The sequence below is a fragment of the Streptomyces sp. NPDC002520 genome (assembly GCF_053595235.1).
The window spans coordinates 84,056-107,112 of the sequence record NZ_JBSFXG010000010.1; the positions used below are offsets into that span (position 1 = coordinate 84,056).

Genomic DNA, 23,057 nt, shown 5'->3' on the forward strand with positions numbered 1-23,057 from the left:
GAAGGCTCGACAGGTCGGAGCGCGCTCCACTCGCACATTGATCCCGGGAAACAGCACAACCTCGACCGTCATGCTCGTCATGGCTGGAAACACTCTGCCGAAGCTGTCCCTCGTTCCCCTCGCTGACCTGCGGATTCACGGAACTGCGAACAGAGCCGATCTCAAAGAGTCTCATCACAGGGCGGAGGCGATGGCGGTGTCTGCCGAGATCACACGCAAAAAGCGCCTCGGCAAGAGGCGATCGTCCCTCTGCTTTCGTTCCCGTCGCCCTGGCGACGGAAGCCGGCGCGGACGCCTGCTCGCCGGGTTCGGTGATGGTCCGGGCCAGTTCCGTGGCCTGGTCATTGGCCGCAGCGCGTGAGGGTGGCTATACAGGCGTGCTGTGCCGCTGTCCGGTTCTTGGCGTCGAAGCGATGCGCCAACTCGAGGCGCAGGTGGTCGACGACGCGCTCGACCTGTTCGCGGTGTTGACGGCGAACCGGCTGATCAGCCCATCCCGCAGTCATCTGCATCGCGGCTCAACCCGCTGCCGTGCTGGCGGCCAGCGCGTCGCGGAGCCAGGAGTCGGCCGCGCCGAGGGTGAGGCCGGGCGTCAGTTGTCCTGCCAGTTGCCAGTAGCGGGACATCACTGGGTGATCTGCTGCGGCGAGGCGGACAGTGAGGGCGCGGCGGAAGGTAGGCGTGTCGCGGGTGCCGGAGGCACGCGCGTGGGCGGCGACGTAGCAGTCCAGGGCCTCGCCCGGGCCGGGGGTCCCGTCGGTTCGTACGGCTGCGTCCACGAGTTGGTGGGCCTCGTACAGGCCGTCGTAGAGCAGGTCCGGGTGCTCGACGGTGATGGGTCGGTGGGATGCGAGGCAGTGGTCGGTGGCCGCCGTTGCCAGGGCGTGCAGATGGGCGAAGGCGAGGACCTGGTCCGTGGTGGGGTCGGCGGGAGGCTGCGGAACGGCGGCCTCGGTGATCGCGGAGCGGAGGCGGGCGGAGAGGCGAACGGGCAGCAGGCGGCGCCAGTAGTGGGCGATGACAGATGTGCTGGGCGGCACGCTGACCGCTCCGATCAGCTCCAGGCGTTCCGCCATCTGCTCCGGGGCGGCCTCCTGGAGTGCCCGCAGGGCGGCCTCACGCCAGCGCAGGACGGCGAGCTGGGTGTCGAGGTCGTCCAACTGGCGTGCCACGACGGCTTCCAGGGCCTCCCCGGAGTCGAGAACATGCTTGATCTCAGGAACGGGGACGCCGAGGGAGCGCAGGGACCGGATCGTGCGCAGCCGAGCCAGGGCCTCGGGCGCGTAGCGCCGGTGGCCGCCGCTGCTGCGCGCCGCTTCGGGCAGCAGGTCCTGGTCGGAATAGAAGCGGACGGTTTTGACCGTGGTCCCTGCCTGCGCGGCGAGTTCGCCGATGCTCAGGGTGGCGTCCGATGGCAAGGGTTGAACCTCCCTCAGGGGGAGTTCCTAGGTTACCTGCGACGACCCTACTGTCTGGAGGCGTTGATGTACGTTTTCATCCTGGTCTCCGGCCCGTTCACCGACGGGCGGATCTGGAATGCGGTGGCCGACCGGCTTCGGGAGACGGGCGCCGGGGCGCACTCGGTGACGCTGAGCATGCAGCCCGACGCGGATCTGGAGACGCATGTCGAGGACGTGGTCCGGCTGATCGACTCCCTCGACCCGGCGCAGGTGGTACTGGTTGGCCACGACTACGCCATCCACCCGGTGCTGGGCGCGGCCGACCTCCTCCCGGAGCGGGTCGCCCGCATCGTGCACCTGGACACCGGGCTTCCGCAGCACGGCGACCCGCCGCTGGCCCTCGTCCCGGACCCGGTAGTCCATCAACTACTGGATGCCGACGGCAGCCCCCCGCCGATACCGCCGCCGGGGCCACAGGACTGGCACCGGTGGGGCAGCACGGAGGACCTCTCGGCGCACCAGCTGCAGCTGCTGAGCCGGCTGGCCGGCCCCCAGCCGCCGCGCACGCTGACTCAGCCGCTGCGACTGACAGGCGCGGCGACCGCCGTGCCGACCAGCGGAATCCTGTGCACGGCGGGAGGGATGACCATCGAGGCGGTCGAGGCGCTGGTGCGCAGCGGCCCGCCGCAGTTCCGAAAGCTGGCCGATCCGCAGGTGAGCTTCTTCGAACTGGCCACCGGCCACTGGCCGATGCTCTCCAGCCCCGACGAGCTGGCTGAGGTCCTGCTTCGCGCGGCCGCAGGCGAGGGACGGAGGCTGACCGCACCCGAGGGCGAGCCGCTCTTCCTCCGGCCCTTCCTGCTGGAGGTCCCGGAGCGGCCGCGGGTGCGGAACGGGCACGTGGACCTGCACCTGCCGGAACCGGGGGAACCGCACAGGCCGTGGCCCGCGGTGCTGTTCGTGCACGGCGGTCCGCTCCCGCCCGACCTCGACCCGGCGCCGCGCGACTGGCCGTTCTATCTCGGCTACGCCCGCTACGCAGCGAGCCTGGGCGCGGTGGGCGCCATCGCGGAACACCGCCTGCACGGCATCACCGATTACGTACGGTCCGCGGACGACGTGACCGAGGCCATCGAACTGCTGCGGGCCGACCCACGCGTGGACCCGGAGCGCATCGCCCTGTGGTTCTTCTCCGGCGCTGGACTGCTCGCCGCGGACTGGATCACCGCCCCGCCCGAGTGGCTGCGCTGCCTGGCCCTGACCTACCCGATCCTGGCCCCGCTGCCCGGCTGGGGCGCGGTCCCCCCGCGGTTCGGCCCGACCAGCGCGCTCCGGGCCGACGGAAGGACGCTGCCGCCCCTCTTGCTCACCCGGGCGGGCCTGGAGACACCGCACATCGCCGCCACCGTCGAGGAGTTCGTGACCGCAGCGGAGGAGACCAAGGCCCCGATCGAGATCATCGACGTCCCACACGGCGTCCATGGCTTCGAGATCCACGAGCCGTCGGACGAGTCCCGCAAGGCAGTGACCCGTGCCATGCGCACAGTGCTCGCCCATCTGGAGTCCTGATGCCCCTGGAAGCCGTCAGGAGATCGCATCTCCAGCTATCTCACCCGTGTCGCGGGGGAGAGGAGGACCGCTCTCGACCTCGTGGAAACCTCCGTGCAGGGCCTCCACGACCGGGGACACCGATGTCCGACTACCGGGGCGAGCCGCTCGATGAGGTGCTCGAGCGCTTCACCCAGTCGTCCGGCGGAGCGTGGGATCTCGCAGGCGCCCTGCACGGCAACGTGAGCAGTCGGCAGCAGGGAGTTGAGGCCACGCCAGGCTGGGTGTGATCGTCTGCGGGCGACGTGAGTGGAAGGCCGGGACCGGTGTTGACGGTCCCGGCCTTCGGTCTGTGTCCGGCGCCCGAGCCGGTGGGGTGTCGGGCCCGCGGCGGTCAACTCATACCGAAACCCCTATCTAATGAGTGAGGTTCACAAAAATCGGTGTGACTTCATTCTGAGATTGTGTGGATACTGCTACCATCTCGGTGAGTTGGTATGTCTGGGGAGGGTGAGTGAGTCGGTCAGCGTACGAAGGGGCCGCGATGAACGCGACTGAGGCACGCAAAGCCCTCTACGCCCTGGTGAAGCGCGCTGAGGAAGACGGGCGCACGACCCTGATCCACAAGGGCCAGAAGCGGCAGGATCGCGTTCTGCTGGCGCCGCTCGATGTGCTTCCGGCGGCACGGAAGACCGAGGTGCTTCCGTCCCACGTACTGAGTGCCGCGCAGAAGGATTTCGGTGACCTCATCACGCGGGCGGCTCAGGGCCAGCCCCAGGTGCTCCTGCGGAACACCACTCCGGTCGCGGTGCTGCTGCCCGCCGACGCCGTCTCCGCTACCCACTCATCCGATCCGGCTGCGGCCACGGGCCCGGTGCCCGCAGGAGGTGCGGTGAACAGCTCACGCAATCCGGAACGCGACAGTGCGCCGCGCAGGCTTGCCACCCTGGGTGACGCCATCGGCGCCGTACTCACCTCCGGCCAGGTCACCGGCCCCCTGTTCGGACTGTCCGGACTGGACGTGGCGACGGGCGGCTTGCCGTCCGGCCGACTGACGCTGGTAGCGGCCGCCCCGAACGTCGGTGGGAGCCTGTTGGGGCTGGCCGCCGCACGGCAGACCGCTCTCGTCGACGGCCACAAGGTCCTGTACGCGGCGTCGGGCCCGAACCGGGCCGACATCATGCGCCGGATCCTCGCCGCGGAGACCGGCGGCGACTACCCGCGCCTGAAGCAGGGCCGCCTCACCGCACAAGAGCAGCAGGTCGCCCAGCAGCTGGTCCAGGCGCCGCTGCTGATCGACGACGGCAGTGACCTGACCGCCGAGGCGATCGCGGAGACCGCTCCGCTCGTGAAGGACCTGGCCCTCGTGGTCGTGGACCGGCTTCAGGCCGCCCCCAGCGCCCGTCTCCCGCTGTCCGGCGAGCGCCTGGCAGACGCCTCACAGGTGCTGGCCTCTCTCGCCCGCACGCTGCACGTCCCGGTCCTGGCCATCATCGACAGCGACGACCCCGCGCTCCTCGGTCTTCTCGACGCCGACGTCCTGGTCACGCTCACGCCGATGGACGACCGCTCCAAGGTCCAGGTGACGGTCGAGGAGCGCGACTTCGGCGCGATCGGTACGGCGTACCTGCGGCCCGACCTGCTGCACGCCCGCTTCCTCGACGTCGGAGCAGCCCCTGTCGGCCGTGCGGGTGGCGAAGGATCCACGCGGAGTCTGGGCAATCCGGTGGAGCAGGAGCTCGCCGAAGCAGCGCTTACCTACACGTCCGGTGCTCAGCAGGGGCTGCCAGCCTCCGTCACCCACGTGTTGGCCGCCCTGCGCACCGCACTGACCAACGGCGACCCCGAAGCCCTCGCGGAACTCGGGCCCTCCCTCGCTGAGACGGCTGCGGTGCCGCCGCAGCTGCCGGACACGGCGGAGGGACGCCGACTCGCCGCCGCGCTGCAGGCGTACGGCACCGCCGCGTCCGCGGGCACCACCGGGCAGCCCGTCGCTGCCGCTCTCCAGCCCACCGCTGACCGTGGGCAGGTCCCCGACATCGACGAAGAAGACGACGGGGACGGTCTGGTACCGGGGGATGAGGAGGACGAGCCCGAGGGAGCTGTCTTCCCCGCCCTGAGGATCCTCAAGGATGCGGTCGCCCGCTCGAAGATGCACCCGATCCCGGTCATCCGCACTGAGGAACGCGACAGCGGCCCGTGGCCCCTCATCAGTGAGGACATGGACGGCGAGCCTCGCTGGGTGCACCCCGACGTCACCCTCACCCGCGTCCCCCACATCAAGGTGAACGGCAAGCGCGTGCGGCGCGACCAGCTCGACGTGCCCGACTCCTTCGGCGAGGGTGTGCTGTGCCTGATCGACCGTAACGGCAGCTACCCGTCTGCCTGTTCGGCCGTTCCCCTCGCCCCGAACAAGCTCCTGCACACCGGCCCCCTACACGCTTTCGACAAGACCAAGGCTGGCATCTATCTCATCGACATCCCGGAGTGGAACCGCACCGACATGCCGCACCCCCTGGGGCGGCTCATCGACAGACCCGACGAGCAGGGCCGCGTGTGGGTCACCACCCCGCACATCAAGCAGTTCGAGAAACTCGTCCGCGAAGGCCACCTCGCCACCGCGCCGACCATCCACGACTCCTGGACCGGGAAGGCCAACGAGTCGCTCTTCAAGCCCTTCTACGAGGCCACCCGGAAGGCACGGACTGAGCTCGTCCAGATCGGCGGTGACCCCTACAAGGCGTACAAGACCCGGCTGTCCATCGCACTGCGCCTCCTGTGGCCCAAGCGCGCGGAGCAGCGGTCCCCGTTCTGGCGGCCGGACTGGCGCATGAGCATGGTTGCCGAGGCGTCCGTCCGTCACTGGAGCGTGGCCTTCAGGGCCGTCCAGCAAGGCCACACTCTTCTCGCGCTACGCAATGTCGACGCGGCCGTCTTCTGGACGCCTCCGGGCACGCCGCCCGCCACGTACCGTATCGGGACCGGCTTCGGCGAGGTGAAGGCCAAGTTCATCCGGCCCGGCGAGATCATCCCCGAAGGTGACGACGGATGGCCGGGCCCACAGGCCACGGAGGCTCCCTGGGCGCCGCCCTGGGCGACCTCCTACGCTCCCAGGTCACCCCCCGCCACCGGCTGTCCTCGTACACCGCCAAACATTGGCACGCCCAGCTCACCCAGCTCACCGCAACTCACCGCGGTCATCAGGCCCTGGAGGACGCCGGCCTCCACGTGACCACCAAGACCCTGATCAACTGGCTGTCCGACCCCGAGTACAACATCCGCCGCAGCTACCGCGACCTCATCCACACCGCCTACGAGAACACCGCCATCGTCCCCGCCGAACCGATCTCTGACCACGTCAAGAGGGGCCAGTTCGAGATCAGCGGCATCGTCAGGACAGGCGACGACGAACGCGAACGCGGCAACCGCCGGGCGGCACCTCTGCGCATCGACGGCAGCAGGGGCGACTGGAGCGGGATCGAGGAACTCTGGCTGGCCGGCGAGCTCTCCGACGATGAGTTCGAGGACCACTTCATCGACGACGTCATCGTCGCGGACATCGGGGAAGGCACCGACGGATGGGAGTTTCCCGGCGCCTCGTACTCCGTCGAGCTCAGGTAAGAGCAGGCGCTGAGTAGGCGAACCGCCCGCCGGAACAGGGGAATCCGCACGTGGGTGATCACACCGAACGTCCCGCGTTGCCGCTGATCACCGTATCTTCAGGCACCAGGCCGGTGAATTCGGGTTCAGGTACCCTCCAGTCTCACCGCCGCTTCCTCTCCGCGTTTTGGTGGCATCCCTGAGGGGGTGAAGCCGTGCCCATTCCACCGGTATTCGATCGTGACCGCGGGCAAGGAGGAACAGCACAATCCATCATCGGGCCCGTAATGGGCGTAGGTGACTCGGATAGTACCCGGTTTTCCGGGAGTGATCGCTTGAATGGCGAGGCTTTCGCTGGTGCTGTCCCAGCCGACAAACGTCGTGCCGCGCCAGAAGAAGACCAGTCGCCCGTACCCGTCTACGCTCGGAGAACGGGTGCCGATCACCGCGGTCAGATGACCGCCGGAACCGTCCGCTACCGTGACCGGGGCGCTGGACGGCGCGAAATGTTCCGAGGGGTCGCCTGTCTCGACGGTCGTGGTCATCACCCGCGCGATCGCGCTGGGACTGGGCACGTCGGCCCGGGAGGAGCCGGGCAGCGCCCCGATCGTCGCAACGCTCAGACCCGGCCGGGACCCTACGGAGGGGGCAAGCCCCCCGGAGAGGGGGGCGGCTAGTGCCGTTGCGGGGGCCAGGGTCAAGACGACGGCGGTGGTAGCGAGGGCGGTGTACAAGAACCGGGAACGGAATTCCGGCTGTCTCGGTGGCAAGCCCTGAGCAGGTGCGGCCGCCGCGGGCACCGGGTGATGTGTGCATGGGGGAGTGCTCATGGGTTTTTCTTTCCGGGGTGCAGGGTTTTCGGCCCGGCACACGGGTTGGTGAATTTTCGCCGTGCGCCGGGGCGACCACATCGCGAGGGATGAGGAAAAGCACTGCGGTGGGGTTCGTGTCCTTCGGGGTTTCGCATCGAGTCGGCCCGGCCGGAAAATCGTCAGGAGGAATGAGAATTCACGGACCGGCAAGTTCGGTGGTCCAGGTTTCCGGGGCTGCTCTGTCCAGTGCCGTCACTGCTGGTGCCCCGCCGGTGCCGCCAGGGCCGCCGTGGTCGTGGCCCTCCTGGTGGCGCTGCCCGTGCCGAGGGCCGTCTCTCCGCGCCGCAGCGCCAGATACCTCCGCAGGCCGCTGTTGGCTTCCCGTCGTACCCGGCGCAGCACCGGGACCTGGGTCGCCCTGTGCAGCTGGTAGTGCCACGGTGCCTGGGCACCCTGCCGTACCGACATCGCGTAGGCGAAGTCCACCAGATCCTGCTCGAGGTAATGGTCGAGATGCTCGAACCAGGCCATGCTCGTGCGGGCCGCGGCCTGCACGGGATGGAGTGCGGCCCGGCGGCGCTTGTCGTAGGCCTGCAAAGCGGCAGGCAGCTCTGTCTCCGTATACAGGCTCTGCGCGAGCTCGATCGCATCCAGCAGCGCCAGCCGGGTGCCTGAGCCCAGGGTGTAGTGGGTGGTGTGGGCGGCATCCCCCAGCAGCACCACGTTGTCGTGGCACCAGGTGGCGTTGCGTACCTCGGTGAAGTGCTGCCAGCGTGCCGGTTCCCCCCGGGACTGGCCGAGCAGGGCGTGGCCGTCCAGAGCGGAGGCGAAGATCTGTTCCAACAACCGCACACCGTCGGCGGTGTCGAGCGTATCGAGCCCCAGCCCCCGCCAGGTCTCTGGGGCGCACTCGACGACGCAGGTGCTGACTTCCGCGCTCGAGGGGTAGGCGTAAAACCAGATCCACCCGGCCGGGGTCGGTTCGAAGGCGAAGGTGAAGCGGGGGAACACCTTGTCGGTGCCCAGCCATATGTAGGGGTTGCGGCCGACTTCCAGGCGGGTGCCGAAGTGGTCGCCGTGCAACTGGCGCACCCGGCTGTTGGCCCCGTCGCAGGCGACGATCAAGTCGGCGTCGGCGAGCTCGGCCAGGTCGTCGACCTTGCGGCGGTGCTGGACATCCACCCCCAGCTCGGTTGCGCGTCGGTTGAGGATGTCGAGCAGGGTGGCGCGGGCGATGCTGTAGCCGTACCGGCCCAGATACGCGGTCTGCTCCCCGCGGCGGACCTCCTGGTCTTGCCACAGGGCCGAGGCCGCACGTACCGCCTGGGCGCTGTGGGGGTCGTTGCGGTAGAGGTGGTCGAGCAGGTCGTCCCCGTACCCGACGCCCCAGCCGTAGGTGGCCCCTGGCGGGTCGCGTTCGATGACGGTGATGTCATGGCCGGCATCGCGGCGCTTGGCCGCGATCGCGAAGTACAACGCGCCCGGTCCACCGCCGACGCACACGATCTTCATGGCGTGTCCCGTTCTGGCTGCACGGCCGGGCGGCCGCATCGCGGCTGCGGCACCCTGGTGCGCGGTCGGTGTCGGATCGGGGCCGCCCAGCGGCGGAGGGGCGGTCCCGGCCGGCGTCCCCTGCCGGTCGGTTCCTTGGAGTAGTGGTCGCATGGGTTCCTCTTTCCTGGGTTGAGTCTCTGGGTCGACTCGGTGGGGTGGGTCTTGGTGCCTGTGGGTCGGTGCGCGCTCGAGAGCACTGAAGGGGGGGGCTGGGCCTGTGCCCGGCACCGGGCGCGCGGGTGCGGCGATCTCACACCTGAGGTGTGTCTGCCGCACCCGCGCCCGGGCCTTGGCGATCTGACCGGGTTCTCTTCGTGGCCGGTCAGGCGCCGCCTCGGGGTGCCGCGGGGGTCAGGGCAGCGTCGGTGCCGCCTGCCCCGGGTCGGCTATCCCCAGCCCCAGCTGCTGGAGCTGCCCCAGCTGCTGCTGGAGCTGCCCCAGCTGCTCGAACTGCCCCAGCCACCCCCGTTACCCCAGCCTCCGTTGTCACCCCAGCTGCTCGAGCTGCCCCAGCTGCTGTCGGAGCTGCCCCAGCTACTGGAGCTGCCCCAACTGTCGCTGTCGTCGCCCCAGCCGCCCCAGCTGCTGACGCTTGCCACGGTGGTGGCGTGCGTCGTGGCGGGTGCGGCCTGGGCGGCGGCGCCGCCGCCCAGGAGCGCCCCTGCGGCGGTGACGGTGATGGCCGCGACCTTGGCGATCTTCTTGCTCGTTCGAAACATGACCTGTCCTTACTTTCGGTGGATGAGCCTCACTCCGGATCGGTGAGGTCGTGTTTCGAGTAAGCCCGAACGGGTCATGTGTCGTCACGCCACTGAAGGCCGTGACTTGACACTCGTAAATGATCTTGATATAGGTCCGCGTTTCGCCCAGGCCACCCCGGTGCCCCGCCCCATGACAGCCCTGTCGGCCCTGGGACGGGCCCCTTGAGGCGTCGGCCCCGTAGACCAGCCGGACGGCGACCGCGTCCACTGGTGTCCACCTCGGAACGGCTTTGCATCGGCGGCTCCACGGACGGCACCGCCAGAGACGTGATCACGGGCTACAACGGCCTCGGCCGGGTCCTCGGCGGCAAGGTCGACGACGGAGGTGGCGGTGGCGGAGGCGGCGGCTTCTCCGGCGGCCAGCAGGGCAACGGCAAGACGGGCGGTACGGCCCCGAACGGCGCCGGCGACAACGGCCGTACCGGCGGCACGGCCGCCGGCCCGGCGGTGCTCACACAGGCGGCCGCCGTCAGTCCAGCGGCGAGGCCGGCGAGTACGGTTCAGGCGAATGGTGTCACCGTAGGACCCATTGGTGGTGCAGAAGCGGACTCGCCGGGAATCGCAGGGAGTTGAGCCATCTGGCACCACGGAGAAAACCTCCCCCGGCGCACGCGTGCGCGCCTCGGCACACGAAAAGAACGCGAGGCTCAGGCTTCGAAGCCGTACTTCAGGATGTACGCGGACGCGTCCAGCACCATGTCGTTCAGCTCGACCGCCACACTGTCTGCGTCGAATGCGGTACGGGCAATGAGTGCCACGCAGGTGCACTGGACGGCAGGCCCAGCCGGTCAGCCTCTTCCGCGGTCGGCATGCGGGAACGGATCTCCTCTCGAAAGCGAGTTGGCCCCGCGGCCCAGTTCCTCAAGTCGCGCGTCCGTACCGCCGGGTCCCGTGTCCGGCTGCGCAATCGGCGTACCGGCAACCAGGTCGGCCGCCGAATACGACGTGGAGAAAAGTGCCGGCTTGCCGTCAAGGGCGAAGCGGCGCCTGCCACACAGACCCGCTCGCTTTCTCCCAGACCCAGGACTGCGGCAATCACGGTCGAGGGGCGTCTTCGACCAACTCGACTGAGCTGAATCAGCTGAAGCATTCAGACACACGCCAGAGGTAAGGACGAAATGGCGTACCCGCTCGACTGGCGTCCCGAGAGGGCCGTGCCAGATCCGTGCCAGATCGAGGGGCGATGAGCGGACACGCGCGGTCGAACGGGACGTCCTCCGTGAGAGGTTGGTGGCCTGGCCCCAGGACGAGTCCGTGGCCTGACGTGCGCTCCGCACGCGGTCCTTCTGCTGGCCCAATGTCCGTGCGGATTACTAGAGTTGCTCCTCCGGCCGCGCCCGTGCGTCCGGATCCCTTCTCGAAGGAGCTCTTATGGTGCGTATACGAAGACGTGCGGCGGGTGTCGCGTTTGTCCTGGCGGCCGCGTCGTTCAATCTGCTCGGTGTCCCCGGCACGGCAGCGGGTCAGCCCCAGGGCGGCATCGTCCTGCCCGTACGGTCGCACTGGCAGACCCTCGCCGACAGCCGTCATGTGTACGTCAGCGCGCCCGGCGACGACGCGGTGCTGGTCACCGACCACGACGGGCAGGTCGTGAAGAAGGTGGAAGGTCTCGACGGGGCGCGGGGCATGGCCGAGTCGTCCGACGAGTCCACCCTCTACGTGGCGCTCTTGGACGCTGACGCGATCTCCGTCATCGACACCGCGACCTTGACCGAGACGCGGCGCATTCCAACCGGGGCCGACACCGAACCGGAGAGCCTTGCCCTCGCTGGCGGCCAGCTGTTCTTCGGCTACCAGGCCACCGTCTTCGACGCCGGCATCGGGTCGGTCTCCATCGCCGAGGCGACCCCTACCGTCAGCCTGGACGACGACCCCGTCTGGTACGGCAAGCCGCGACTCGCCTCGTCGCTGGGCGCGCCCGGCCGGCTCGTCGCCGCGGAGAGCCAGGGCGCGCCGGGCATGCGCGTGTACGACGTGGGCTCCGGCACGCTTCAGGAGACCGCCTACAGCGACGCCGTCGGTGATGTCGAGGACGTGGCGGTGACGCCGGACGGTAGCAGTGTGATCACCGCGAACGGCTCCAACTACTACCACCAGCGGTGGCGCCTGTCGGACCTGACGGAGGAGGCCCAGTACGACACCGGCCCCTACCCCAACTCCGTCGCTGTCGACTCTCACGGCACGGTCGCCGCGGGGATCGTGGCGGGAGGGGAGTGGGACGTCTATGTCTACCGTCCGGGAGAAACCGCCGCGTACCGCACGGTCGCTTTGTCGCCGGGGTACGCGGATCTGCTCGACCGAGGCTTGGCCTGGGCGCCCGACGGCAGCAGGCTGTTCACCACCCGCTTCCCCTACTCGGGCGAGGTCGTTCTCGACATCGTTACCGACGTCGCGAAGGCATCCAGCACGATCACTCTGTCCGCCCCGCCGACGAACCCAGTCGGCACGCCGGTCACCGTGACGGGGGAACTGACCTCGCTGGTCCCCTTCCCCAAGCGCAGAGCGGTCGTCACGGTGACGCGCAACGGCGTGGAGCTGCCGGATGTGAAGGTTGGACGGGACGGCGCCTTCAGCTTCAGGGACACACCGCCCGACTGGAACACGTATCCCCAGTACACGGTCACCTACGCGGGCGACGCCCGGCATGTGCCCGGCACGGCGACCGTCATGGTCGAGTTCGTCAGCTGACCGGACTGGGCAGTTTGCCCGAGTGCGTCACAACGGCCCCACACCGAGCTGGCGTACCCCAGGTCGTTGGCCGCCGGCACCGGCTCCGGCGCCTCCCGCACGGCCGTATCCGCCGCATCATCGCGGGCGGACAGGGCCTCGGCCAGCTCCACCCGGGCGATCGCCCGGTGTTCCAACACCACGTCAGCCGCAGCGAGTTCGGACAAGTTCCGGTTCGCCTCCGCCTGAAACTCCTCCATCCGCACCCAGGCAGCGGCCTCCCGTTCTTCCATCAAACCCATCACCGACGCCACCGGCCACCTCCACATCGTCTGGGGAACTGATCGCCCGAACGCTCCCACGACGACACCGGAGCCAAGCTCGAACAGCGGAAACTCAGTAATCACATCCGGTAGGACAACGGCTTCTTGAACCCCAAGCTGAGACATCACACAGGGCGGGCACCACGAACCTATCGGCAGCCACTGACAATCCGGTCTCTCGGGATCAGTGGAATCACTCATGCCTCCCTACGCCCAAACGGCCTCGTAGACGAGCAGTTGACAACCCCACCCCGCACAAGTCCTGGGTCGATGGCGGCTACCGCCAGCCGCCGAACATGCGGTCGCCCTGCGCCGAGGTCAGGCTGCCTGAGGTGCCGTGGTCGACGACTGCGAGGTGAGGACGTCATCGCCGCACAGGTCCTGCACCCAGGTGGTCTGGTAGACGGTCTCCAGGTACCGCTCACCCAGATCCGGGGCGATGGCCACAGCGGTCAGCTCCCGTCCGTCCTGTCGAGCCAGCCAGGCCATCGCGCCGCTGACCACCGTCCCGGTGGAACCCCCGAACAGAAACCCACGCCTGGCCAACCGGTGACAGGCCCGGATGGTGTCGGCCTCTTCGACGCGCACCACATCGTCGACATAGGACTCGTCCAGCAGCGGGGGGCGCATGCTCGTGCCCAACCCCGGGATCATCCGGCGACCAGGGACGCCCCCGAAGGTCACCGAGCCGATGGAGTCGACGGCCACGACGCGTACCGGCCGGTGCCACTTGCGGAAGTAGCGCGCGCAGCCCATCAGGGTCCCGGTGGTGCCGGCCCCGACGAACAGCACGTCCAGGTCCGGGAACTGCCGGGCGATGGCCGGGGCGGTCCGTTGGTAGTGGGCCATGCTGTTGCTGGGGTTGGCGTACTGGTTGAGCCACACATAGCGCTCGTCGCGGGCGCACAGCGCCTGGACGTGATCGATGCGCGCGCCGAGGAGCCCGCCGACGGGGTCGGGTTCGGTGATGATGTGGACCTGGCTGCCCAAGGCCTCCATCATCATCCTGGTCGCCAGGTTGCAGCGGGAGTCGGTCACGCACAGAAACCGATATCCCTTGTTGGCCGCGATCACGCTCAGGGCCACGCCCAGGTTGCCCGAGGACGACTCGACCAGAACCGAGTCCGGCGTCAGCAGTCCGTCGCGTTCGGCAGCCTCGACCATTTCGACGGCGGCCTTGAGCTTGATCGAGCCGGCGAAATTGAATCCCTCGCACTTGAGGAACAACGGGTACTCGAATATTTCCTCAAGGTCGACGTAGAGATCGTCCTCGTTGAAGGCTTGGGGGGTGGATATGACAGGCATGTCGTCTCCTCGCGGCTACAGGGACCTCCCGGTAGCCGATCCGTCTCTGTGTCGTACAGAGAGAAGTTCGGCGGCGAGCGGCGACTCGCCGGAATGCCTCCAGTACGCCCAAATCGGAGCAGCCGTGTCATGCCACCGAAATTCGGGACTTGACACGCGCCCTGTGCGCGCATATACGGCGCGATGGGGTCCGGTTGTTGCGGCACCGGGATCAGTGGCCGCTTTCCAAGCCCGATTGCCATCGGTTGGCGCCCTGTGTCCTGCCCCGCAGTCCCCACCCGTGAAGCGCCGTACGGCACGGTGGCGTGCGATGCAATTGCCGGGCTTGTCGGGCGATTCGCCCGTGGATTGATCGGGTGCGGTGCAACGCGGTCGCGACCAGTGCGACGTGCGCGGAGATCAAGGGGCCACCGTGCGGCGAGCATGAAGCGGCTCAATATCAATGCCAGATTTCGATGTCAAGTCCCGAAATTCAGGGACGGGACAGGAACTCTCCGGACGGGCCTACTGAAGAGGCCGGATATCACGAATCCGTACCCACTGAGGAAACGCCCTCGAGGAGTTCTCGTGCTAGATAAAATGACGGACGCAATTGCGGCTGATCCGGCCGGCGTCTCGGCCTTTCAGGACGACAGGGCGGCCGGTTCAGCGACCGGCACCGAGAGGCGTCTGGCTGAGGTGCTGGCCGACATCGTACGTGTGGAGCAGGTGCCGCCCGACAGTCACTTCTTCAACGACCTGGGTGCAGATTCCCTGGTGATGGCACAGTTCTGTGCGCGGGTGCGGAAGCGGGAAGACCTGCCGTCGGTGTCGATGAAGGACATCTACCGGTATCCCACCGTCCGGAGCCTGGCCGTCGCGCTCTTCGACGCCGCGCCTGCTCCCGTCCCGTCCCCGAACTCGCTCGTGGAGGCGTCGGCACCGGCGCAGACCCCGGCCACGCGGACACCGGCCGGTGCAAGGGCTCCGGCCGCCACAGTGCGATACATCTTCTGCGGAGTGCTGCAGTCCCTGTTCTTCCTGGGCTATTCCCTGCTTGCCGCCTTCGCCGCCGCCGCAAGCCACGCATGGATCTCCGCAGGCTCGGGTCTGTTCGACCTCTACCTGCGGTCGGCCCTGTGCGCCGGCGGGGGCTTCCTGGGGCTGTGCGCCTTCCCGATCGTGGCGAAATGGACACTCATCGGCCGCTGGCGAGCAGGCGAGTTTCCCGTCTGGGGCATGAAGTATCTGCGCTTCTGGGTCGTCAAGACCCTGATCCGCACAAGTCCCCTGCGGCTGTTCACCGGCTCACCGCTTTACGTGCTCTACCTCAGGGCGCTCGGCGCGCGGATCGGCAGGGGCGCCACGATCCTCACCCGCACGATCCCAGTCTGCGCCGACCTGCTCACCATCGGTGACGGTACGGTCATCCGCAAGGACGTGCTGCTGTCCTGCTACCGCGCCCACGGAGGGCTGATCCAGACCGGCCGGGTCACGCTCGGCAGCGATGTGCTCGTCAGCGAGCACACGGTCCTCGACATCGGAACCGAGATGGGAGACGGCGCCCAGCTGGGCCACGCCTCCTCCCTGCACGGCGGCCAGGTGGTGCCCGCCGGTGAACGCTGGCACGGCTCGCCGGCGCAGCCGACCGACGTGGACTACGGGTGGGTCGGCCCAGCCGACTGCCCCACCCGCAAGAGGGCCGCGTACGGTGTTCTGCAACTGCTGAGTCTGCTGCTGGTGTGGCTGCCGCTGACGATGGGCGCCGTAAGCGCCCTGGCCGGCGTCCCGCTGCTTCACCCGCTTCTGAACCCCCGGCCGATGGCCAGCCCGGCGTTCTTTGGCGATGCCCTGATCATCTCCTTGATCGTGTTCTGCGGCTCGACACTCGCCGGCCTCCTGGTCCTGGGCACCGTGCCGCGTGTCCTCAACAGGGCCATCAAGCCCGGCAAGCTCTATCCGTTGTACGGCTTCCATTACGGCATCCAGCGGGTGATCGCGCTGATGACCAACAGGAAGTTCTTCACCACGCTCTTCGGCGACAGCTCCAGCATCGTCCACTACCTGCGCTACCTCGGATACGACCTGTCCCGCATCGAGCAGACCGGCTCGAACTTCGGCACCGAGGTGCAGCACGACAACCCTTACCTGAGCTCTGTCGGCACCGGCACCATGATCGCCGACGGTCTGTCCCTCATGAACGCCGACTTCTCCAGCACGTCCTTCCGCGTGTCCCGCGCGTCGATCGGGCCCCGGAACTTCCTCGGGAACCGCGTCGCCTACCCCTCACAGGGCAGGACCGGCGACAACTGCCTGCTCGCCACGAAAGTCATGGTGCCCACCGATGGTCCGGTGCGTGAAGGCGTGGGCCTGCTGGGCTCACCCAGCTTCGAGATACCGCGCACAGTGCTGCGGGACAACAGGTTCAACCATCTGCGGACCGGCGATGAGCTGCGCCACCGCCTGGCCGCCAAGAACAGGCACAATGCCGCAACCGCCGGCCTGTACCTGTTGGCGAGGTGGAGCCACCTCTTCGTGATCACCCTTGTCACCATGGGCGCGGCCAACCTCTATCCCTCGCTCGGTGCACCGGCGATCGCTCTGGCCACCGTCCTCACCTTCACGTACACCGTCGTCCACTTCGCGCTGATCGAACGGGCCTCCACCGGCTTCACAGCGCAGCAGCCGCTGTACTGCTCGATCTATGAGCCGGGCTTCTGGCACCACGAACGCTTTTGGAAGATGGCGTCGGTCGACTACATCCAGGTCTTCAACGGCACCCCCTTCAAGAACGTCATCTGGCGGCTTTTGGGGGCCCGGATCGGCAAACGGGTCTTCGACGACGGCTGCTTCCTCCCGGAGCGCACCCTCGTCACCATCGGCGACGACAGCACGCTCAACGCCGGGACCGTGATCCAGTGCCACTCACAGGAGGACGGCGCCTTCAAGTCCGACCGCAGCGCCCTCGGCAGCGGCTGCACCCTCGGGGTCGGCGCCTTCGTCCACTACGGCGTGACGATCGGCGACGGCGCCGTGCTTGCCCCTGACTCCTTCCTCATGAAGGGCGAGCAAATCCCCCCGCACGCCCAGTGGGCGGGCAACCCGGCCCAGGACATGCCGGGCAACGAAATCCCCCTTAAGGACCGCCCGTAAGCCGACGCCGCCCACGCCGCCCGAGCCCATGGCAACTGACACCGCGACACCAGCCACATCAGTCACAAGTACAGGAAACTAACCGATGGCAACGCACCCGAACCCCACCCGAAACAATCTGGAATATTGGCGCGACGTACTGACAACCGGCGGATTCACCCCCGTCCCACGCTGGACCCTCCACCCGGTGCCCGGCGTGAGCCAGTACGAGACACACGTCCCCGAAGGCATCGTCACCGGGCTGTGCCGGCTGGCCGACGAACTGGCGATACCGCTTGACTCGCTTCTGCTGGCGACGCACGCCAAGGTGCTCGCGGCGCTGTCCGCCGAGCAGCAGATCACCACCGGCTACGTCACCCACGGCGGCAACCTGCTGCCCTGCCGGCTCACCACCGCACCCGCCTCATGGAGACAACTGCTGCACACCACCCACCAGGCGGCCGCTGAACTGCTGACGCACCAGGAAGTTCCGGCCTCGGACATCGACCATCTCAAGTGCGAACTGGGCCTGATCGGGCCGTTGTTCGAGACCGTTCTCGATCCCACCACGATCGACGGGGACCTCACCGGGGACACTACGCTGCGGGTGGGCATCCAGCCCCACAACGGCCGACTCGTGCTGCGACTGCGTTACCGCACCGACAGACTCGACGCCGACAGCGCCTCCCGCATCGCCGGTTATCACGTGGCCGCGCTCGCGCTGATCACCGCCGATCCCGATGCAGAACACGCGCGCCAGAGCCTGCTGTCCGATGAGGAACTGCGCTTCCAGCTCGACCGACTGGCCGGACCGAAAAGGGAGTTGCCGAGCGCGAGAGTACATGAACTGTTCGAGGACCGGGTGCGAATGCACCCGGATGCCATAGCCGCCGTTCACGCCGACCGGCAGTGGACCTATGCGGAGCTCAACGCCCGGGCAAACCGGCTGGCCCGCGCCCTCGCAGGCCGCGGACTCGCCCCCGAGGATGTCGTCGCGGTGGTGACCAGACGCAACTTGGACTGGCTCGCCGCCGTTCTCGCGGTCTTCAAATCCGGAGGCGCCTACCTCCCCATCGAGCCGCACTTCCCGGCCGAGCGCATCGCCGCCATCCTCTCCCGCGCCGACTGCACCCTGGTGCTGACCGAACCTGGCAGCACCACCACCCTCGACCAGGCACTCGAGTCCCGGCCCGGCACCGAGAGGCTCTTCGTCGAGGCGGCCTACGAAGAAGCCCACGCAGACGACGATCCCGGCATCCACGTCACGCCCGACCAACTCGCATACATCTACTTCACCTCCGGCTCGACCGGTGAGCCGAAAGGCGCAATGTGCGAACACGCCGGCCTGCTCAACCACCTCTACGCCAAGATCGACGACCTCCGCATCGGCGAGGGACAGGTGGTCGCCCAGACCGCGCCACAGTGCTTCGACATCTCCCTGTGGCAGTTGCTGTGCGCCCTGCTGACCGGTGGGCGAACCCTGCTGGTCGAACAGGACGCCATCCTCGACGTCCCTCGATTCCTCGACACCGTCACCGACGGCAGGGCCACCGTGTTGCAGCTCGTGCCCTCCTACCTCGAAGCCGTCCTGACCGAGCTCGAACAGCGGCCCCGGGCGCTGCCCGACCTGCGCTACCTGTCGGTCACCGGGGAGGCACTGAAGAAGGAGATCGCCGAGCGCTGGTTCACCGCTCAGCCCCGAATCGCGCTGGTCAACGCCTACGGGCTCACCGAGACCTCGGACGACACCAATCACGACGTCATGCACCGAGCGCCGGAACGCATTCTGCTCGGCCGTCCGGTCAACAACGTGCACATCTACGTCGTTGACGAACACCTCGCACCGGTGCCACTGGGCGCCCCGGGCGTGATCGCGTTCTCCGGGGTCTGTGTCGGCCGTGGATACATCAATGACCCCGAACGCACACGAGCGGCCTACCTGGCCGATCCGCAACGCCCCGGCACACGGCTCTATCTCGGCGGCGACTACGGGCGCTGGCATCCTTCGGGGAAACTGGAGTTCCTCGGCCGTCGCGACGCCCAGGTCAAGATCCGCGGGTTCCGGATCGAGATCGGCGAGATCGAGAACGCACTACTCGGCCTCCCCGGTATCCGCGACGGCGCGGTGGTGGTGGCCGAACGCGCCGATCAGAGCAAGCATCTGGTCGCCTTCTACTCCGCCGTGAAGCCCGTCGACCCCGGGACCCTCAACGACCTGCTGGGTGCGTCTCTGCCCACGTACATGGTCCCGGCGGCCTTCCACTGGCGCGCGAGCCTGCCGCTGACCGCCAACAGCAAGATCGACAAGAAGGCACTGACGGCGCTCGCCGCACAACTCGCCACCAGCGAGGACGATCACGAGGCGCCCGCCACCCCGACCGAGCAGCGGTTGGCGGCCGCCTGGGGGTATGTCCTCGGCCTGCCCCAGCACCACATCGGACGCCGCGACCACTTCTTCGACCGCGGCGGCACCTCCCTCTCGGCGGTGAAACTCGCCGTGGCCCTGGACCGCGCCGTGGCCCTCAAAGACGTCATCGCACACCCGGTCCTCACCGACCTCGCCGCCCTGGTCGACCACCGACGCGAGCGCCATGCAACCGCACCAACGACCTCTCCTTGAACCGCATCGAAAGGAACAGCACCATGCCATACCCGACACCCGTGTCCCTCCTCAACGTGGAGCTGGATCCCGGCAAACCCCCGATCCTGCACGTGGACACCGCCGATGACCCACCCACCTGGGCGGCGGAACACCGCCGCGCACTGCGCACCCTGGTCACCGAACACGGCGCGCTCCTCATCCGCGGCCTGCACCTGCGCGACGCCGAGCAGGCCGGCGACGCCCTCCACCGCCTGGCCCCGGCCCTGATGACCGACAAGGAATCCTTCGCCTCCCGCCGGACCTACGCACCTGGCGTGTACTCCTCCTCCGCATGGCCGCCGAACCAGCCGATGTGCATGCACCACGAACTCAGCTACACCCTCCAGCCCCCTGGCCTCATGCTGTTCGCGTGTCTGACCGCACCCACGACCGGCGGAGCCACCGCCATCGCCGACGCCGCCACCGTCCTGGAAGCACTGCCCACCGATCTGGTCCACCGCTTCGAACAAGAAGGCTGGCTGCTCTCCCGCACCTACAACGACGAGATCGGCGCCCCCTACGGCAAGGCCTTCGGCACCGATGACCGCAGGGCCATCGAGGACTACTGCCGCACAGCCGGCATCGAATTCGACTGGCAACCCGACGGCAGCCTGCGCACCCGCCAGCGCCGCCCCGCCGTTACGGCCCACCCCGTCACCGGCCGCCGCTGCTGGTTCAACCAGATCGCCTTCCTCAACGAATGGACGATCGATCCCGAGATCCGCGATTACCTCATCGACGTCCACGGCGCCGAGTCACTGCCGTTCAACACCCGCTTCGGGGGCGGCGACACCATCGGCCCGGACATCATTCAGCTCCTCAACGACACCTACGCCGCCCACACCGCCCGCGAACCGTGGCGGGCCGGCGACCTCATGCTCGTCGACAACGTGCGCACCGCACACAGCAGGGAGGCCTTCCAAGGACCACGTGAGGTGCTTGTCGCCATGGCCGAGCCGCTGAGCCCGGTCCCGTGCCCGCCGACCGGCGATATGAGCGCCGGATGACCACCGTCCGTTCCACGGCAATGGAGCCCGCCATGTCCCAGCCGCACACAGTGCCCCCGTTCGCAGTAATCTCCGGTGCCCAGGTCCAGCACGCCCTGCAGGACAGGGAAGCGCAGGTCGTGGACCTCATCGAGGCCACCTACCGGCTGCACGCCGCGGGGGAGTCGGTCAATCCTCCCTCCTACTTCCTGCGCTTCCCCGACCGACCCACCTCCCGGATCATCGCGCTGCCCGCCTCGCTCGGCGGCCAGGCGCAGGTGGACGGCCTCAAATGGATCTCCAGCTTCCCCGACAACGTCCAGGCCGGCATCCCCAGGGCGTCCGCCGTCCTGATCCTCAACGATCACGACACCGGCTACCCCTTCGCCTGTCTGGAAAGCTCCATCATCAGCGCCACCAGAACCGCCGCATCCGCAGCACTGGCCGCCGACCGCCTCACCCACAATCGGCAACGCCCCACCCGCATCGGGTTCTTCGGTACGGGCCTGATCGCCCGCTACATCCACACCTTCCTGACCGCCGTGGGCTGGTCCTTCGACGAGATCGGTGCCTATGACCTGTCCCACCGCAGCGCAGCGGGATTCCGCGACTACCTCCAACAGACCGGCAGCGCCGCACGGATCACCGCGCATGGCAGCCCCGAGGACCTCGTCCGTTCCAGCGACCTCGTCGTGTTCGCCACCGTTGCGGGCGAACCACACGTCAGCGACCTGGCCTGGTTCCACCACAACCCACTGGTTCTGCATGTGTCCCTGCGCGACCTGGCACCGGAGATCATCCTCGCCTCGACCAACATCGTCGACGACGTCGAACACTGCCTCAAAGCCGACACATCCCCGCACCTGGCCGAACAGCTCATCGGCAACCGCGGCTTCCTGCATGGCACACTCGCCGACGTCATGAGCGGACGAGTAGCGCCCCCCACCGGCCGGCCTGTGGTCTTCTCGCCGTTCGGCCTCGGAGTACTCGACCTCGCTGTCGGCAAATACGTCTACGACGAGATGGCCCGCTCCGGAGAGCTCAACGTGATCGAGGACTTCTTCCACGACCTGCGCCGACACGGGTGACCGGCCCACAGCACCCGGTGGGTCCGCCCGGGACGAACGGCCCTGTCTCGCTCGAGTGCGGGGGTCAGGCAAGACAGCGTCCGATGCCCCCTTGGTGCGATAGGCGATCCGCTCGACCTGCACCGTGCCGAACTGTGTGGACAAAGCCGCGTATGGCCCTTCGCGGCGCGGTGGCGGGATCGTCGGGAATCAATCGGTTGCTTCCGGGACTTGGGCTCTCGTTGATGCGGTATAGGGCGCTTTGATGAGTTGATCGGCCCGTTGTAGGAGAAGTTCGAAGCAGAAACCCATGTCTGAACGAGCGTCAGCGCCGGTTGCTGTACAGCGCGGAGGCCCGGCACTCGGGCACAGGAGGATCGCCGCCGTAGCCGTGGCGGAGAAGGACCCGCCGGTAAGCCGACCGCAAGGAAGGCCCAACTCCGCAGCGGGGACAGGACGATCCAGGAAGCCAAGGCCGGCGGCCGGAAGGCAGCAGGAAATCGGGACCGGTGGTCGGGCGCCTCCGCTGGCCGTCCCGCACAACTGGCCGGATACGGGCACTGACCGGACCCGAAAGGGTGCCGACGTGGATCAGGTGGGCCTGCCGACGTGCGCGAGGATCCTGCCCTCTTCGCCCCAGTCAACTTGGGTCTGGGCCCCGGGGATGACCTCGAAGCGGCGGTGCAGCAGCCGACGCGGTTCGTCCGTCCCGACGCCCAGTTCGGCCGCGCTGCGGGGCCGGGCCTCTTGCCGATAGATCTTGACGCGCTGGTAGGTGCCGGCGAAGCCGTACCGCTCGACCAGACGCTCATGCACCACCGTGCCCTGGATCAGCCTTTCGGCCCGCAGCGTCGCGTCGATCAGCGGTGCCACCTCGGTCACCACCCACGCCCGCGTTCCCTGGCTGCCGCTGCCCCGCGGCGTGCCCGGCGGAGCCTGCGAGGAGAGGTACTTGCGCACGGTCTGCCGGTGCAGACCCGCCTCCCGGGCGATCTCCGGGACGCTCATCGCACCAGACGCACGCAGGGGGTGAAAACGGCGCAAGCGGTCGCTCGTGCCACCTTCAAGGATTCCTGCGATGCTGATCTCGCCGCGTGCGCCGGCCCTCCCTAGGGAGCCTCACTACCGCGCCTACGACGGTGGCGTGCACGACGAGCGCAGTTTTCGGCGGCTTGCCGACCGGGGTCCGCGGCGCCAGCAGTCACGGCATTGCATGCCCGGCGACCCGAGCGGTCGATCACGTCCCGCTCGCAACCAGCTACCGACAGCTTCTAACAGCCCG

The 23,057-nt window shown here is 68.2% G+C and carries 17 protein-coding genes; 9 read left to right on the forward strand and 8 right to left on the reverse strand.

Annotated elements, in window-relative coordinates:
• Nucleotides 1–341: 341 nt before the first annotated feature.
• The gene (locus tag ACWD5D_RS16695) at nucleotides 342–512 is read right to left on the reverse strand and encodes a hypothetical protein (RefSeq protein ID WP_451373426.1); all 171 of its coding nucleotides are present in this window, start codon (nucleotides 510–512) and stop codon (nucleotides 342–344) included.
• 6 nt (nucleotides 513–518) lie between these two features.
• Entirely contained in the window at nucleotides 519–1,418 is a 900-nt protein-coding gene (locus tag ACWD5D_RS16700) for a MerR family transcriptional regulator (RefSeq protein ID WP_451373427.1), read from the reverse strand.
• A 66-nt stretch (nucleotides 1,419–1,484) separates the two neighbouring features.
• Between ACWD5D_RS16700 and ACWD5D_RS16705 the strand changes: the two genes are divergently transcribed.
• The 3 genes from ACWD5D_RS16705 (at nucleotide 1,485) to ACWD5D_RS16715 (ending at nucleotide 6,569) form a co-directional block, all read left to right on the forward strand.
• Entirely contained in the window at nucleotides 1,485–2,969 is a 1,485-nt protein-coding gene (locus ACWD5D_RS16705) for an alpha/beta hydrolase (protein WP_451373428.1), read from the forward strand.
• Between the two features lie 523 nt (nucleotides 2,970–3,492).
• On the forward strand, nucleotides 3,493–6,180 hold the full coding sequence (locus ACWD5D_RS16710) for a DnaB-like helicase C-terminal domain-containing protein (protein ID WP_451373429.1): 2,688 nt from the start codon (nucleotides 3,493–3,495) through the stop codon (nucleotides 6,178–6,180).
• The gene (locus ACWD5D_RS16715; protein WP_451373430.1) at nucleotides 6,177–6,569 is read left to right on the forward strand and encodes a hypothetical protein; all 393 of its coding nucleotides are present in this window, start codon (nucleotides 6,177–6,179) and stop codon (nucleotides 6,567–6,569) included. Before ACWD5D_RS16710 ends, ACWD5D_RS16715 begins: the two co-directional genes overlap by 4 nt.
• 125 nt (nucleotides 6,570–6,694) lie before the next feature.
• Here ACWD5D_RS16715 and ACWD5D_RS16720 read toward each other — a convergent pair whose 3' ends face one another.
• From ACWD5D_RS16720 to ACWD5D_RS16730, 3 genes are all read right to left on the reverse strand, one after another.
• On the reverse strand, nucleotides 6,695–7,093 hold the full coding sequence (locus tag ACWD5D_RS16720) for an LppP/LprE family lipoprotein (protein ID WP_451373431.1): 399 nt from the start codon (nucleotides 7,091–7,093) through the stop codon (nucleotides 6,695–6,697).
• Between the two features lie 519 nt (nucleotides 7,094–7,612).
• Nucleotides 7,613–8,872 carry an FAD-dependent monooxygenase gene (locus ACWD5D_RS16725; RefSeq protein ID WP_451373432.1) on the reverse strand — a complete coding sequence of 420 codons (1,260 nt, stop codon included), beginning with the start codon at nucleotides 8,870–8,872 and terminating at the stop codon, nucleotides 7,613–7,615.
• A 428-nt stretch (nucleotides 8,873–9,300) separates the two neighbouring features.
• Nucleotides 9,301–9,633: a hypothetical protein gene (locus ACWD5D_RS16730; protein ID WP_451373433.1), complete on the reverse strand. Its 333-nt coding sequence runs from the start codon at nucleotides 9,631–9,633 to the stop codon at nucleotides 9,301–9,303.
• Between the two features lie 252 nt (nucleotides 9,634–9,885).
• Between ACWD5D_RS16730 and ACWD5D_RS16735 the strand changes: the two genes are divergently transcribed.
• Both ACWD5D_RS16735 and ACWD5D_RS16740 read left to right on the forward strand, forming a co-directional pair.
• On the forward strand, nucleotides 9,886–10,248 hold the full coding sequence (locus tag ACWD5D_RS16735) for a hypothetical protein (RefSeq protein ID WP_451373434.1): 363 nt from the start codon (nucleotides 9,886–9,888) through the stop codon (nucleotides 10,246–10,248).
• 798 nt (nucleotides 10,249–11,046) lie between these two features.
• Entirely contained in the window at nucleotides 11,047–12,363 is a 1,317-nt protein-coding gene (locus ACWD5D_RS16740; RefSeq protein ID WP_451373435.1) for a hypothetical protein, read from the forward strand.
• On the opposite strand, the gene ACWD5D_RS16745 is transcribed toward ACWD5D_RS16740, so the two are convergent.
• Together ACWD5D_RS16745 and sbnA are read right to left on the reverse strand one after the other, a co-directional pair.
• On the reverse strand, nucleotides 12,300–12,866 hold the full coding sequence (locus ACWD5D_RS16745; RefSeq protein ID WP_451373436.1) for a hypothetical protein: 567 nt from the start codon (nucleotides 12,864–12,866) through the stop codon (nucleotides 12,300–12,302). The two genes, ACWD5D_RS16740 and ACWD5D_RS16745, sit on opposite strands and share 64 nt — an antisense overlap.
• Nucleotides 12,867–12,983: 117 nt before the next feature.
• A complete protein-coding gene (sbnA, locus tag ACWD5D_RS16750) occupies nucleotides 12,984–13,970 on the reverse strand; it encodes a 2,3-diaminopropionate biosynthesis protein SbnA (protein ID WP_451373437.1) in 987 nt (328 codons plus the stop codon).
• Nucleotides 13,971–14,549: 579 nt separating this feature from the next.
• On the opposite strand from sbnA, the gene ACWD5D_RS16755 reads away from it, so the two are divergent.
• From ACWD5D_RS16755 to sbnB, 4 genes are all read left to right on the forward strand, one after another.
• The gene (locus ACWD5D_RS16755; protein ID WP_451373438.1) at nucleotides 14,550–17,102 is read left to right on the forward strand and encodes a Pls/PosA family non-ribosomal peptide synthetase; all 2,553 of its coding nucleotides are present in this window, start codon (nucleotides 14,550–14,552) and stop codon (nucleotides 17,100–17,102) included.
• 85 nt (nucleotides 17,103–17,187) lie between these two features.
• A complete protein-coding gene (locus ACWD5D_RS16760) occupies nucleotides 17,188–19,701 on the forward strand; it encodes a non-ribosomal peptide synthetase (RefSeq protein ID WP_451373439.1) in 2,514 nt (837 codons plus the stop codon).
• Nucleotides 19,702–19,724: 23 nt separating this feature from the next.
• Nucleotides 19,725–20,729 carry a TauD/TfdA family dioxygenase gene (locus ACWD5D_RS16765; RefSeq protein ID WP_451373440.1) on the forward strand — a complete coding sequence of 335 codons (1,005 nt, stop codon included), beginning with the start codon at nucleotides 19,725–19,727 and terminating at the stop codon, nucleotides 20,727–20,729.
• Nucleotides 20,726–21,796: a 2,3-diaminopropionate biosynthesis protein SbnB gene (gene sbnB / locus ACWD5D_RS16770; protein ID WP_451373441.1), complete on the forward strand. Its 1,071-nt coding sequence runs from the start codon at nucleotides 20,726–20,728 to the stop codon at nucleotides 21,794–21,796. The genes ACWD5D_RS16765 and sbnB overlap by 4 nt, the downstream gene beginning before the upstream one ends.
• A 570-nt stretch (nucleotides 21,797–22,366) precedes the next feature.
• Here the strand turns inward: sbnB and ACWD5D_RS16775 are convergent.
• Nucleotides 22,367–22,783 carry a hypothetical protein gene (locus tag ACWD5D_RS16775; protein WP_451373442.1) on the reverse strand — a complete coding sequence of 139 codons (417 nt, stop codon included), beginning with the start codon at nucleotides 22,781–22,783 and terminating at the stop codon, nucleotides 22,367–22,369.
• Nucleotides 22,784–23,057 lie beyond the last annotated feature (274 nt).

What these genes read in the sequence shown, in the direction of transcription:
- ACWD5D_RS16720 (WP_451373431.1), bottom strand. Translation starts at nt 7,093, where the DNA reads ATGACCACGACCGTCGAGACAGGCGACCCCTCGGAACATTTCGCGCCG.
- ACWD5D_RS16725 (WP_451373432.1), bottom strand. Translation starts at nt 8,872, where the DNA reads ATGAAGATCGTGTGCGTCGGCGGTGGACCGGGCGCGTTGTACTTCGCG.
- ACWD5D_RS16710 (WP_451373429.1), top strand. Translation starts at nt 3,493, where the DNA reads ATGAACGCGACTGAGGCACGCAAAGCCCTCTACGCCCTGGTGAAGCGC.
- ACWD5D_RS16765 (WP_451373440.1), top strand. Translation starts at nt 19,725, where the DNA reads ATGCCATACCCGACACCCGTGTCCCTCCTCAACGTGGAGCTGGATCCC.
- ACWD5D_RS16730 (WP_451373433.1), bottom strand. Translation starts at nt 9,633, where the DNA reads ATGTTTCGAACGAGCAAGAAGATCGCCAAGGTCGCGGCCATCACCGTC.
- ACWD5D_RS16740 (WP_451373435.1), top strand. Translation starts at nt 11,047, where the DNA reads ATGGTGCGTATACGAAGACGTGCGGCGGGTGTCGCGTTTGTCCTGGCG.
- ACWD5D_RS16760 (WP_451373439.1), top strand. Translation starts at nt 17,188, where the DNA reads ATGGCAACGCACCCGAACCCCACCCGAAACAATCTGGAATATTGGCGC.
- sbnB (WP_451373441.1), top strand. Translation starts at nt 20,726, where the DNA reads ATGACCACCGTCCGTTCCACGGCAATGGAGCCCGCCATGTCCCAGCCG.
- ACWD5D_RS16705 (WP_451373428.1), top strand. Translation starts at nt 1,485, where the DNA reads ATGTACGTTTTCATCCTGGTCTCCGGCCCGTTCACCGACGGGCGGATC.
- ACWD5D_RS16755 (WP_451373438.1), top strand. Translation starts at nt 14,550, where the DNA reads ATGACGGACGCAATTGCGGCTGATCCGGCCGGCGTCTCGGCCTTTCAG.
- ACWD5D_RS16775 (WP_451373442.1), bottom strand. Translation starts at nt 22,783, where the DNA reads ATGAGCGTCCCGGAGATCGCCCGGGAGGCGGGTCTGCACCGGCAGACC.
- ACWD5D_RS16745 (WP_451373436.1), bottom strand. Translation starts at nt 12,866, where the DNA reads ATGAGTGATTCCACTGATCCCGAGAGACCGGATTGTCAGTGGCTGCCG.
- sbnA (WP_451373437.1), bottom strand. Translation starts at nt 13,970, where the DNA reads ATGCCTGTCATATCCACCCCCCAAGCCTTCAACGAGGACGATCTCTAC.
- ACWD5D_RS16695 (WP_451373426.1), bottom strand. Translation starts at nt 512, where the DNA reads ATGCAGATGACTGCGGGATGGGCTGATCAGCCGGTTCGCCGTCAACAC.